The 12,129-nt window shown below is 62.5% G+C and carries 10 protein-coding genes; 4 read left to right on the top strand and 6 right to left on the bottom strand.

The genetic code is table 11. The annotated features are described in order from the left end of the window. Window positions 1-111 precede the first annotated feature (111 nt). Entirely contained in the window at window positions 112-1,986 is a 1,875-nt protein-coding gene (locus tag LQK83_RS17505; protein WP_230838686.1) for an O-linked N-acetylglucosamine transferase, SPINDLY family protein, read from the top strand. Between the two features lie 211 nt (window positions 1,987-2,197). On the opposite strand, the gene LQK83_RS17500 is transcribed toward LQK83_RS17505, so the two are convergent. Both LQK83_RS17500 and LQK83_RS17495 read right to left on the bottom strand, forming a co-directional pair. Then, window positions 2,198-2,683 carry a peroxiredoxin gene (locus LQK83_RS17500; RefSeq protein WP_230838685.1) on the bottom strand — a complete coding sequence of 162 codons (486 nt, stop codon included), beginning with the start codon at window positions 2,681-2,683 and terminating at the stop codon, window positions 2,198-2,200. Window positions 2,684-2,885: 202 nt separating this feature from the next. Continuing rightward, the gene (locus LQK83_RS17495) at window positions 2,886-3,719 is read right to left on the bottom strand and encodes a protein-disulfide reductase DsbD domain-containing protein (RefSeq protein ID WP_230838684.1); all 834 of its coding nucleotides are present in this window, start codon (window positions 3,717-3,719) and stop codon (window positions 2,886-2,888) included. Window positions 3,720-3,884: 165 nt separating this feature from the next. Between LQK83_RS17495 and LQK83_RS17490 the strand changes: the two genes are divergently transcribed. Further along, window positions 3,885-4,490: a YqgE/AlgH family protein gene (locus LQK83_RS17490; RefSeq protein ID WP_230838794.1), complete on the top strand. Its 606-nt coding sequence runs from the start codon at window positions 3,885-3,887 to the stop codon at window positions 4,488-4,490. A 22-nt stretch (window positions 4,491-4,512) separates the two neighbouring features. Next, the gene (locus LQK83_RS17485) at window positions 4,513-4,866 is read left to right on the top strand and encodes a VOC family protein (protein ID WP_230838683.1); all 354 of its coding nucleotides are present in this window, start codon (window positions 4,513-4,515) and stop codon (window positions 4,864-4,866) included. Window positions 4,867-4,870: 4 nt separating this feature from the next. On the opposite strand, the gene LQK83_RS17480 is transcribed toward LQK83_RS17485, so the two are convergent. The 4 genes from LQK83_RS17480 to thrC all read right to left on the bottom strand — a co-directional run bounded on the left by LQK83_RS17480 (window position 4,871) and on the right by thrC (window position 11,199). Next, window positions 4,871-7,795, bottom strand: a complete 2,925-nt coding sequence (locus LQK83_RS17480) for an EAL domain-containing protein (protein WP_230838682.1) — start codon at window positions 7,793-7,795, stop codon at window positions 4,871-4,873. Beyond that, window positions 7,758-8,396, bottom strand: coding sequence for a GNAT family N-acetyltransferase (locus LQK83_RS17475; protein ID WP_230838681.1), 639 nt, complete (start codon window positions 8,394-8,396; stop codon window positions 7,758-7,760). Before LQK83_RS17475 ends, LQK83_RS17480 begins: the two co-directional genes overlap by 38 nt. Before the next feature lie 76 nt (window positions 8,397-8,472). Then, on the bottom strand, window positions 8,473-9,765 hold the full coding sequence (locus tag LQK83_RS17470; RefSeq protein WP_230838793.1) for a M16 family metallopeptidase: 1,293 nt from the start codon (window positions 9,763-9,765) through the stop codon (window positions 8,473-8,475). Window positions 9,766-9,783: 18 nt separating this feature from the next. Continuing rightward, window positions 9,784-11,199 carry a threonine synthase gene (gene thrC / locus LQK83_RS17465; protein ID WP_230838680.1) on the bottom strand — a complete coding sequence of 472 codons (1,416 nt, stop codon included), beginning with the start codon at window positions 11,197-11,199 and terminating at the stop codon, window positions 9,784-9,786. Window positions 11,200-11,441: 242 nt separating this feature from the next. On the opposite strand from thrC, the gene LQK83_RS17460 reads away from it, so the two are divergent. Next, the gene (locus tag LQK83_RS17460) at window positions 11,442-12,035 is read left to right on the top strand and encodes a hypothetical protein (protein WP_230838679.1); all 594 of its coding nucleotides are present in this window, start codon (window positions 11,442-11,444) and stop codon (window positions 12,033-12,035) included. Window positions 12,036-12,129 lie beyond the last annotated feature (94 nt).

Raw genomic sequence — 12,129 nt, 5'->3', positions numbered from 1 at the left:
CGGAGCCCGAAAAGGCTTCGGGCGTTGTCTTTTGTGCGGCTGAACCCGCCCAGCCTGACGCAAGACCTTGCGCCTATCCTGACCTGAAAATGGAAAGAGAGGTGCCCGGCTTTGGCGTCCGAAATCTACCAGCAGGCGCTTGCCGCATTCCAGTCGGGCAATCTCGCCCTGGCGCTCGCCGCCTGCGAGAGCGTTCTGTCGCTTGACCGTAGCGATGTTGATATTCTTCTCCTCGCCGCAACCATCCTCGAGCAGGCGGGAGAAAGACGAAAGGCGGCGGGGCTCTATGCCGAGGCCGCGGGCTTTGCGACCGATCGCCGCAAGGACATTGCCTTCCGCGCCGCCAGCCTGTTCGAAGGCCTGGGCGAGCGGCCTCTGGCATTCCGGGTTCTGGCCGAACTCGAACCCCACATGCCCGACGATGCCGATCTTTTGCAGAGCCTGTGCGGGCTTGCGCGTGAAATGGGCGACTATGCGCTGGCCCGCGCCGCCGCGCTGAAGCTCGCTCCCGTGGCAGCCGATTTCGATGCGGCGCTGTCCGCCGGCATGATCCTCAACGGGCTTGGTCTTTTTGAAGAGGCCGCTCCGGTCCTCGCGCTGGCGCATGCCGAACGGCCGGGCGACCGGCTGGCGCTGTCGGAATATTTCTGGGCCGCCGCCAATGTCTGCGATCTTGAAACCTCGGCTGCCCTGCAGACGGTGCTGGAAACGGCCTATGCGAAAGAGGGCGATGCTCCCGATATCCGCGAGAACGCCTTCCGCGCGCTGATGTGGACGGGCGACGAGGCCTTGCTGGCGCGTTATGCGCGGCGCAGTGCCGACGTGCTTCTGCCGCCCGTGGCGCCCGGCATCGGCTTCGACACGAATGTCGAGGGCAAGGAGCCGGACATCATTCGCGTTGGCTATCTCTCCTGCGACTTCTACGATCACGCCACCATGTCGCTTCTGGCCGGGGTGCTCGAGGCGCACGACCGCGACCGTTTCGAAATCTTCGCCGTCTGCCACACCCCGGAGGCACGACGCGATGACGCCATGCATGACCGCATGCTCGACACGGTGGATTACTACGTCGATATCCTCGCCAAGTCGGACGCCGAAGCCGTCGAGATGATCCGCAGCTTCGGAATTGATGTCCTGGTCGATCTCAAGGGCTTCACCCAGGGGTCGCGCCTCGGCATCTTCTGCCGCCGCGCCGCGCCCATCCAGATCACCTGGCTCGGCTATCCGGGCTCGGTGACCGGGGCGGGCATCCAGTTCGCCATCACCGATCATATCGTGACTCCGGACGGTAGCATTCCCTACTATCAGGAAAAGCTGCTGCGCCTGCCGGGATCCTATCAGTGCAATGATGGTTCGCGCGAACGGGTGAGCCGGACCGGCAGCCGCGCCGATCACGGCCTGCCGCCGGATGCCTTCGTCTTCGCCTCGTTCAACCATGCCGCCAAGATCCGCCTGCCGGTCTTCGAAAGCTGGATGCGCATCCTGTCGGCGGTCGAGGGTTCCGTGCTCTGGCTCTATCCGATGAGTGCGCTCGCGCAGGCCAACCTGCGCACTGTCGCCGAAGCGCGCGGCATCGCGCCCGAGCGGTTGATTTTCGCCGAGCTTGCGCCGATGGCCGATCACCTGCGGCGTTTGCCTCAGGCCGATCTCGCGCTCGACACAGGCCCCTGCAACGGCCACACGACCACCTCAGACGCGCTCTGGGCCGGTGTCCCGGTTCTGAGCTTCAAGGGAACAAGCTTTGCCGGCCGCGTCTCGGAAAGCCTTCTGAATGCGGTGGGCCTGCGGGAACTGGTGGCGGACGATCTCGCTGGTTTTGAAGAAATGGCAATCGGCCTTGCCGGCAATCCGGCGCGGCTCGCCGAATTGCGCGAGCGGCTGATCGCTGCCCGCGACGAGGCGCCGCTCTTCGATACGGAAGAGCTGACGCGGCAGGTGGAAGCGCTCTATCAGAGCGTGGTTACCGCCTCGCGGCTGGGCGAGTGAGTGGTTCTTTGTCCCGATCTCCTCCCTTGAGGTGGAGACGTCAGCAAAGCTGACCGAAGGGATGACCCCGCAGGCCGCTGTCGAAATCCTTCCCGCTTGGTAGGGGGTGGGGAGGGGGCTTGTTATCCGCCCGCTTCGTGTTTGCGGTAAAGCCCCTTCTGGCTGCCGCCATCTCCCCCACATGTGGGGGAGATGAATGGAGCCGTAACCCTTAAAGCCGTTCCAGCATCGCCTTGGCTGACGAAACCGTCGCCTGGCCGGGGTTTTCCTCCACCTCGACGAATTTCACCACACCGTTTTCCACCAGCATGGAAAAACGCGTGGAGCGGACGCCGAGACCGCCGGCGCTGAGATCCTTGTCGAGGCCGGTGGCCTTGGCGAAGGAGGCATCCCAGTCGGCGAGGAAGCGGATCTTGCCTTCAGCCCCAGTGGCCTTGGCCCAGGCATTCATCACATGATGATCGTTGACGGAGATGACGGCGATATCGTCAACGCCCTTGGCGAGAAGCGCATCGCGGTTTTCGAGATAGCCGGGCAGGTGGTTCAGCGAGCAGGTGGGCGTGAAGGCGCCGGGTACGCCGAAGATCACGACGCGCTTGCCATCGAAGAATTCCTTCGAGGACATCTTGGCAGGTCCGTCGGGCGTCCGCTCCATCAGGGTGACGTCGGGGATCTGGCTGCCGGGTTCGATGGTCATTTGGTCTCTCCTTCAGGGGGTTGAGGTCGGGGCGGATCAAAGCGGATCGGCCGGCCGATTTCAATCTCTGGAGAGTCAAAAAGATTGTGATCCTGTCGGAGTGCGAAGAGCGCCCGCGCCGCCCGCATCCAGTCCCGCGCTGCCGTGTCCGTGTTCTTGAGATTGCGCCGATAGCGGCTGTTGGCGGAAGCGACCAATGCCTTTAGTGGGCGATCACGGTAGTTTCCATCGCCCGGCCAGCGGCAAGAACCAGCACGTCGAGCGGCTTGTTGCTCAGGGCGTCGCCCTGACCGTTCAGAGGCGTCGCCTCCGCTGTCAGCCCGTTGTTGTCGGTCGCGGTCAGCTTGGGCCTCGAAAGGGGTTGCCCGTCCGGGCCGATGAGAATGACGCTTGCCGCGGATGCGTCTGCGCCTGCGGGCAGGCGCACCGTCACGGCAACGCCCGCGCCGTCCGCCGTTCTGCGCGCGTCTTCAACGGCAAAGTCCGCGCTTGGCGCCTCCGGCAGCATTGCATTCGCCGCATTCACCAGGGAAAGTTCCGTCGGCCTTGTCCTGTCGTCCGGCGAGACGTGAACCGACACTTCCGCCTGGAAAGGGATGCAGATATCGGCACAAAGCCCAATGAAGATCGAGGCGTCGATGCTCGAAGGTGCACCCGGTTTGTCCTGCTTGAAGGTGACCGGCAGCATCACGCGGGAGTCATAGCCGAAGTCGCGCAGCTTTCCGTCATCGAAGATCCGCGGCGCTGGAAAATCAAGCCGTTCCAGCCGGGCATTGCCGCCATCCTTCAGCGTGACCTGCGGCGGGATGCCGCCGCTGCCGGGGACTTTCCAATAGGTATGCCAGCCGTCTTCCGGGGCGATTTCGATGAAACCGCGAATGGTGCCCCCGGGATCCGGGGGCAGGGCCACCAGCCGCAGCTTGCCGCCCTTCGTGCCGATCCAGTCGGAGCTGGCTGCCCATGCCGACGGGCTCTGCGCGGCCAGCAGAAGCGCGAACAGGGCGAGGGCGGGAATGAATCTGTTTGTGAGGCGCATGAATCTCTTTCGCATGAAAAACCGATAAGTCTTTGGCATTGCTCGCGCCAGAGACAATGTGCGCGGGCGCTTCAAATTCTCTTGATCGGATCCCGCCTGTGCATGGCGAAAATTATCAAGTTTCGCTCTTTTCATTTTCGACCGAGTTGCTACGCTAGCCCCATGATGAACTTGTTGGGAATGGGAAGCAGAAAGGACAAAGGGTTCCTTGACGGTCAATTCCTGATCGCCATGCCCTCCATGCTTGACCCCAATTTTGTCCGCACGGTGGTCTATGTCTGCGCGCATTCCGAAGATGGCGCGATGGGCTTCGTCATAAACCGGCCGCAGGACGTATCCTTCTCCGATATTCTCCTGCATCTGAAGATAGCCACCGACGACTCCGTCGATCGCCTGCCGCTTGCCGTGTCGAAATTCCCCGTCCTGTCCGGTGGTCCGGTCGATAACGGACGCGGCTTTGTCCTCCATTCGGAGGACTATCATTGCAATTCTTCGATCCCGATCAGCGAGGAGCTCTGCCTCAGCACGACGCAGGATGTCGTGCGGGCGATCTCCGCCGGCCGCGGTCCGAGCCGGGCGACCATGCTCCTGGGCTACGCCGGCTGGGGCGCCGGTCAGATCGAAAACGAGATTGCCCAGAATGCCTGGCTGACATGCCCGGCCAGCGAATCCATGATTTTCGACTGGGATCTCGACACGAAATACGAGCGCGCCATGGCGCTCCTCGGCATCTCGCCGTCGCGCCTGTCGAGCCAGATGGGTCACGCCTGAGCCGACCACGGGAGAGCACTCGATGGCTGTCAGACGCATCGTGCCGAATATCGGCAGTGTCGATTTGGATGCGGCGAGATCCTTCTACATCGAAATCCTTGGTCTCGATCTCGTCATGGATCACGGTTGGATTGCCACATTCGCCGCACCCACGGCAATGGCCGTCCCGCAACTCAGTGTCGCCAGCGAAGGCGGCTCGGGTACCCCGGTTCCGCATATCTCGATCGAAGTCGATGATCTGGAGGCGGTGCTTGCGCGCATTGCCGCCGCAGGCCTGCCGATCGAATATGGGCCGACCATCGAACCCTGGGGCGTACGCCGGTTCTACATCCGCGACCCGGCCGGTACGCTCCTCAACGTGCTTCAGCATATCTGAAGCATCAGCGCTTGTTGGTCCCCACCAGCGGGAAGCGTTCGCGCAGCAGGCGCTGTGCCATGTCTGCGGTGATCGGCGGGCCGAAGAGGTAGCTCTGGCCGTAGCTGCAGCCGAGTTCGCTCAGTTTGGCCGCCAGCTCGTCCGTATCGACGCCCTCGGCGACGGTTTCCATGTCGAGCTTGTTGATCATGTTGAGCAGCGAGACGAGGACCGTGCGTCCCGTCGGCGTGTTGTTCGTCACCAGCGAACGGTCGATCTTGACCGTGTCGAAGGGCAGTTTGGTCAGATAGCCGACGCCCGCATAGCCGGTGCCAAAATCATCCAGCGCCAGCGTAAAGCCCATGCTCTTCAGCCGGTTCAGGATCATCCGCGACTGTTCCGGATTTTCCATCAGTACGCTTTCGGTCAGTTCCAGCTTCACCTGGTTCGGCTGGCAGCGGTTTTTGGCGACGACTGAGCGGAAGTCGTCGCAGATGCCGCTGTTGATGAGCTGCGCGCTCGACATGTTGACCGAGATGAAGATCGGCAGATCGCCGCCCAGTTGCTGCCACAGACTGAAATCGGCGACCGCGCGCTCCAGCGCGAAAAGGCCGACCTGATGGATGAGCCCGCAATTTTCGGCGACCGGAATGAATTCATTGGGCGAGACATCGCCGCGGCGCGGATGCTCCCAGCGCATCAGCGCCTCGAAACCGGCAATTCGGCGCGTCGCGAGCTCGACGATCGGCTGATAGACCATCGTCAGTTCCTTGCGCTCCAGCGCCCGTCGAAGGTCGTTTTCCAGCTCCAACGCATCGCTGCCGGCGGTGCGGAAGGCGGGACGGAACGGCTCCACGCGATTGCCGCCCTCGCGCTTGGCACGGAGCATCGCAAGCTCGGCGTCGGACAGCAGCCCGGCCCCGTCCTGCGACTGGTCGAGCCAGGAGGCAAGACCGATCGAAGCGGACAGCACGATTTCCTGATTGGCGAAATCGATGGGTGTCGAAATGCTGCGCAGGAGGGCGTCGGCGAAATCGGCAATTTTCTGCGTTTCCGTTTCCGAGACCAGCATGATGCCGAAACGGTCGCCGGAAATGCGCGACAGCGTGTCCTGTGGCTTGAGCAGACGCCGCAGACGGCGCGTCAGCACGATCAGGATATTGTCTCCGGCGGCGATCCCGAGCCGGTCGTTGACCAGCTTGAAGCCGTCGATGCCGATCGAAAGAACGGTCGGCTGGATCGGGCTCTGGTCGCTGGCAATCGACAGGAGCGACTGGATGCGGTCGACGAAGAGCTGGCGGTTCGGCAGGCCGGTCAGATTGTCCATCAGCGGATCGCGCAGCAGCCGCTCGATCGAATTGCGCTCTTCCGTCACGTCGATCAGGGTGCCCACGCAGCGAATGACCTCGCCGGTCGAACCGACGACGGGCCGCGCCTTGACGGCCAGCCAGTGGTAATGGCCATCCTGCGCACGGACGCGGAATTCGTGGTTCAGCTTGCCGCGGCGATGTTCGAGCAGCACGTCCATCGTGGCGCGGAACCGGTCGCGGTCGTCGGGGTGCAGGCTGGGCAGCCAGTTGCGCACCGGCCCATGCAGCGCACCGGGCTGCAGCCCCAGATGCAGCGAAATGTCGGGAATGGTGACGATGCGGTCGCGCGCCACGTCCCAGTCCCAGATGATGTCGCCGGACCCGGTCAGCGCCAGCGATTGCCGTTCCAGATCGGAGAAGAGCCCGTTCTGGAAACTGCCGCCGGCAAAGGCATGCTGCATGACCGTAAAGCCGATCATGAGAACGATGAGCACGAGGCCGCCGCCCAGCGCGGGCTGCACGATGTCATTGTCGAGCCGCCCCGTCACCGTCATCCAGGCGACCACGAGCCAGGCGATCAGCAGCGCCCAGGAAGGCACCAGAAGGATGGCGCGGTCATAGCGCTTGAGGCCGAGGAAGAGGATGAGGAAAACACCGGCCGCCGCCGTCAGTGCGAAGGAAATCCGCGCCACGCCCGCCGCAATGGCCGGATCATAGACCGCCACGCCGGCGAGCAGGCCAAGACCGCCGATCCATGCCAGCGTCGCATAGACGAGGTTCGTGTGCCATCGGTTGAGATTGAGATAGGAGAACAGGAAGAGGACAAGGCTTGCCGCCATGCCCACTTCGGTCGCCGCTCGCCATATTCGCTGATCGCCGGAGGAGAGGCTGACGAGCTTTTCCAGAAAACCGAAATCGACGCAGATATAGCCGAGCACCGCCCAGGCCAGCGCCGCCGCTGCCGGCAGCATGGCCGTGCCCTTGACGACGAAAAGAATGGTCAGGATCAGCGCCAGCAGGCCGGCAATGCCGAGCACGATGCCACGATAGAGCGTAAACGCGTTGACCGTATCCTTGTAGGCGTCCGGCTCCCACAGATAGAGCTGCGGCAGGTCGGGTGTCGCGAGTTCCGCCACGAAGGTGACGACTGCGCCGGGGTTCAGCGTGATCGAGAACACGTCCGCTTCCGAGCTCGGTTCCCGGTCGAGCGCAAAGCCTTCCGACGGCGTGATCGAGATGATGCGCTGCGAGCCGAGGTCGGGCCAGAACAGCCGCGAATTGACCAGACGGAAATGCGGCGCGACGATCACACGGTCGAGCTGCTGGTCGGAGACATTGGCGAGCGCAAAGACGGCCCAGTCGCCCTGATGCTTGTTGTCGGTCGACCGCACCTCGATGCGTCGCACGATGCCGTCGGCACCCGCGGCCGTCGAAACCTGAAAGACATTGCCCTGGTTGCGATAGATTTCGGTCGTCTTCGTCAGGTCGAGCGCGGTGTCCTCGCGCGAGATTTTCACCGGCTCTGCGGCAAAGGCCGGAGCCACGCTCTGTAGAACAAGAACCGAGAGAAGAAACGTCAGAAACAGGGCCTGGAGCGGCAGCTTACGCATGACTGTTCGCGCGATAGAGGCCGGAATCATCAATCAAGTCTTTTCCAATATCGTCGGTTGCCAGACGCGCCAGCAGCACATGGTCGCGCCACCGGCCGTCGATTTTCAAATAGTCGCGCAGCATGCCCTCGCGCCGGAAGCCGGAGCCTTCGAGCAGGCCGATGCTGCGATGGTTCTCCGGGATACAGGCTGCCTCGATGCGGTGCAACTGAAGCCGGTCGAAGATGTGGTGGACTGTCAGCTTCAATGCGGCTTTCATGTGGCCTTGGCCGGAAAAACGCTCGCCCATCCAGTATCCGATCATGCAGGATTGCGACGCGCCGCGACGAATGTTGCCGATCGTGATGCCGCCCATCAGCTCGTCGGTTTCGCCAAAAATGAAGAGCGTTATGGAGGTCCCGGCGGAATATTCCTGCTCGTAGCGATTGACGCGCGCGCGGAAGGAGCGCTCGGTCAGATCATCCGCACTCCAGGTCGGCTCCCAAGGCTGGAGGAAGCCGCGGCTTTCGCGCCTGAGCGCCCACCAGGCCTCAAAATCGGCATAACGGGGCATGCGCAGCAGGTGCTTGCCGTCGCTCAGCTTCACCACGCCGTTCTGGCGCGTGAGAAAACGGAACATGGACCCCTGCATCGGTGACTTCGGACCCCCATAGGATGTCTTTTTGCGCCCATGCCTGCGCCGGGCGGGGGCGCAAGTGCTTGCGGCTTTACGCCGACTTCTGTTTGACGACGGTATGCGAAAGCGTCGACGTGATATCCGACAGCGGTGCCAGCCGCTCAAGCGGCCCGATCGCCGAGAGCGTCGGTTTCGCGTCGAAGAAGAGCCGGCCGGAGAGGTCGGTCAGCCGTTCCGTCGTAATCCCCGAAAGCCGGTCCATCAGCTCCGTATTGGAGATCGGACGACCATAGAGCATCATCTGGCGGGCGATCTGTCCGGCGCGCGCAGCGGGGCTTTCCTGGCCCATCATCAGCTGCGCGCGGATCTGCGCCCGAGCCCGGTTGATTTCGTCCTCGCGGATATTCTCGGAGGCCTTGCGCAGCTCGCCAAGAATGACCGGCACCAGCTCGCTCATGTCTTCCGCACCCGTTGCGGCGTGAATGCCGAAAATTCCGGTATCGGAAAAGCCCCAGTGGAAGGCATAGACGGAATAGCACAGGCCGCGAATTTCCCGCACTTCCTGGAAAAGGCGGGACGACATGCCGCCGCCGAGAATGTTGGCAAGAACCTGCGAGGCGTAGAAATCACGCACATGATAGGCACGGCCTTCGAAGCCGAGCAGGATCTGCGCATCCATCAGGTCGCGCGTTTCGCGGAAATCACCGCCCGTATAACGCGCCGGCTCCATGACCGGCAGCAGCGTCGGCCGCTGCGGAATGGAGGCAAAGCGCTCTTCCGCCTGCTTGACGATCGCATCGTGGTCGACCGCGCCGGCGGCGACGACGAACATGCGATCGGTGGTGTAGTTGCGCGCCAGATAGGCGCGGATCTGGTCGGGCGTGAAGGATTTCACCGTTTCCGGCGTGCCGAGAATGGCGCGCCCGATCGTCTGGTCGCGGAAGGCGGTTTCGGCGAAGCGGTCGAAGACCACATCGTCCGGCGTATCGTTCGCCGCGCCGATTTCCTGCAGGATCACGTTCTTCTCGCGCTCCAGCTCTTCCTCGTCGAAGGAGGATTCGGTCAGGATGTCGGCGAGAATGTCGAGCGCCAGCGCCGTGTCGTCGCGCAGCACGCGGGCGTAATAGGATGTCGTCTCGGTCGAGGTCGCGGCGTTGACTTCGCCGCCGACATTCTCGATCTCCTCGGCGATCTGGCGGGCGGTGCGCCGTGCCGTGCCCTTGAAAGCCATGTGTTCGAGGAGATGGGCGATGCCGTGTTCATCCGCCAATTCGTTGCGGGAGCCGGACTTCACCCAGACGCCGAGCGCCACGCTTTCCAGATGCGGCATGTTTTCTGTCACGACCGTCAGACCCGACGGAAGCTTGGTGCACTCAACTTTCATCAACACACTTTCCGGCGCTCAGTTTCCGGCAATCCGGGCTTTTCCATCGATATAGGCCTCGACGGCGTCAAGCTCGGCCTGCAGAACGTCGAAGCGCTCCTCCCTGTCCATCAAACCAGCAAGCCACGACGGAAGCGCCGGGTCAATACCGCTGGCCTTTTTCACTGCTGCCGGGAACTTGGCCGGGTGGGCGGTGGACAGGATAATCATCGGCGCATCCACCTTTAGATTGCGCTTTGCCGCGTGAATTGCAACAGCCGTGTGTGGATCGGCCAGATAGCCGGTTTCGGCCAGAACCGTCTTGATCGTCTTCTTGACCTCGGCTTCGGAAGCGCGCGTGGCTTTGAAGGTCTTGCGGATCGCCTTCAGCGTCTTTTCCTCGATCTCGAATGCGCCCGATTGCTTGAGCCCCCCCATATAGCGCACGACTTCTTCCGCATTGCGGTCGGAGGCTTCGTAGAGCAGCCGTTCGAAATTCGACGAAATCTGGATGTCCATCGAGGGCGACATGGTCGCCTTCACGTCGCGCATCTCGTAACGGCCGGTCTTCAGCGTGCGGGCGAGAATGTCGTTCTCGTTCGTGCCGATGACGAGCTTGTCAACCGGAAGTCCCATCTGCTTGGCGACGTAGCCGGCGAAGATATCGCCGAAATTGCCGGTCGGCACGGTGAAGGACACCTTGCGGTCAGGGCTGCCGACAGCAAGTGCTGCGGTGAAGTAATAGACCACCTGCGCCATGATGCGCGCCCAGTTGATCGAGTTCACGCCGGAAAGCTGGACTTTGTCGCGGAACTTCACGTCGCCGAACATCGCCTTCACGAGGTTCTGGCAATCGTCGAAATTGCCCTTCACCGCAACCGGGTAGGCGTTGGCGGCATTGGCCGTCGTCATCTGGCGCTGCTGCACCGGCGAGACCTTGCCCTTGGGGAAAAGCACAAATATGTCCGTGCGGTCGCGTCCGGCAAAGGCCTCGATGGCGGCCCCGCCCGTGTCGCCCGAGGTCGCGGCCACAATGGTAGCGTGCTGGCCGCGTTCGGCCAGCACATGGTCGAGCAGGCGGGCGAGCAACTGCATCGCCACATCCTTGAAAGCGAGCGTCGGGCCGTGGAACAGCTCCATGATGAAGACATTCGCGTCGCTCTGGACCAGCGGCGTGACGGCCGGATGGCGGAAGGTGGCATAGGCCTCGTCGATCATCCGGCGCAGGTCCGCCTGTTCGATCTCGCCGCCGACAAAGGGCGTCACGATGGCTTCAGCAACATCCTGATAGGATTTGCCGGCGAGCTTGCGGATCTCCTTTTTGGAGAAATGCGGCCATTCCTTGGGTACGTAAAGCCCGCCATCGGTGGCAAGTCCCGCCAGAAGCGCGTCCGAAAAGCCAAGAACGGGCGCATCGCCGCGCGTCGAGATATATTTCACTTCCCAAATCCTCATATGCAGGCGTCGTGGAGCGACGTCGGGTCGTCCCTCCAAATATCGACAGTTGCTATAGAGGCTTTCGCCGCGGTCTGGAAGCGGTTTGTCCTTGGTATTTCTTGCACAAATGCAGGGAGTGGGCGAGTTATAACCCTCAGAGCAGCTTCCATTTCGTGGATAGACGCGATAAATCAGACGGCAACGGCGAAAGCCGGAAAAGCGTGAGCTGGCATGCCGGCAGAGTTTCTTGAAGGTTTGACATGAAAGCGTTTGGTCTGGTTTCGAAGGGTTTGGTCGCCGCGTCGCTGGTTGCGATGCTGGCCTCTTGCAATACGACGGATACGAAGAATGCGCTTGGCCTCGGCGCCACGCAGACGGCAGCGGCTTCTCAGCCGGCGGTCGTTCAGGGCAACTGCCCGCGCATCGTGCTGCGCGACGGCACGGCCTATCATGATGTCTATGTCGGCGGCACCAAGGCCAAGCCGGACGGCAGCATGGATCAGGCCAAGCTGATGTATCAGGCCTCCATCGCCAATACGACGCGCCAGTGCCGCGTTTCCGGCGACCAGATGGTCATCACCGTGCAGGTCGCGGGCCGCATCGTCATCGGCCAGGCCGGGGCCAAGGGCACGGCAAAGCTGCCGATCCGTGTGGCCGTCACCGATGGCGACAAGGTTCTCTTCACGCAGCTCGTACCGTTTGAAACGCCGCTGCCCTCGGCCAACGATCCGGCGGGCCAGTTTCTCTTCACCAAGGAAAACGTGACCATCCCGGCCGGCGCCGACATGGCGACGATCTATGTCGGCTTCGACAACGGCTCGGATAAGGCCAGCACGAAGAAAAAGAAGAAGTAAGCTGCATCGGTACCCTTTCGAGGCCTGCGCGTTGCGCAGGCACCTCAGGGTGAGGCAGAACAGGTCTGCCCGCTTCGCTTGACCCTCATCCTGA

The sequence above is a fragment of the Rhizobium sp. C1 genome (assembly GCF_021026335.1).
Taxonomy (GTDB): Bacteria; Pseudomonadota; Alphaproteobacteria; order Rhizobiales; family Rhizobiaceae; genus Ensifer_A.
The sequence above is the reverse complement of the archived record's forward strand: the minus strand, read 5'-3'. Positions and strand labels throughout refer to the sequence as shown.

Excerpts from the sequence above, each read along its gene's own strand:
- LQK83_RS17500 (WP_230838685.1), bottom strand. The coding sequence starts at position 2,683 with ATGACCATCGAACCCGGCAGCCAGATCCCCGACGTCACCCTGATGGAG.
- LQK83_RS17495 (WP_230838684.1), bottom strand. The coding sequence starts at position 3,719 with ATGCGCCTCACAAACAGATTCATTCCCGCCCTCGCCCTGTTCGCGCTT.
- LQK83_RS17490 (WP_230838794.1), top strand. The coding sequence starts at position 3,885 with ATGAACTTGTTGGGAATGGGAAGCAGAAAGGACAAAGGGTTCCTTGAC.
- LQK83_RS17485 (WP_230838683.1), top strand. The coding sequence starts at position 4,513 with ATGGCTGTCAGACGCATCGTGCCGAATATCGGCAGTGTCGATTTGGAT.
- LQK83_RS17480 (WP_230838682.1), bottom strand. The coding sequence starts at position 7,795 with ATGATTCCGGCCTCTATCGCGCGAACAGTCATGCGTAAGCTGCCGCTC.
- LQK83_RS17475 (WP_230838681.1), bottom strand. The coding sequence starts at position 8,396 with ATGCAGGGGTCCATGTTCCGTTTTCTCACGCGCCAGAACGGCGTGGTG.
- LQK83_RS17470 (WP_230838793.1), bottom strand. The coding sequence starts at position 9,765 with ATGAAAGTTGAGTGCACCAAGCTTCCGTCGGGTCTGACGGTCGTGACA.
- thrC (WP_230838680.1), bottom strand. The coding sequence starts at position 11,199 with ATGAGGATTTGGGAAGTGAAATATATCTCGACGCGCGGCGATGCGCCC.
- LQK83_RS17460 (WP_230838679.1), top strand. The coding sequence starts at position 11,442 with ATGAAAGCGTTTGGTCTGGTTTCGAAGGGTTTGGTCGCCGCGTCGCTG.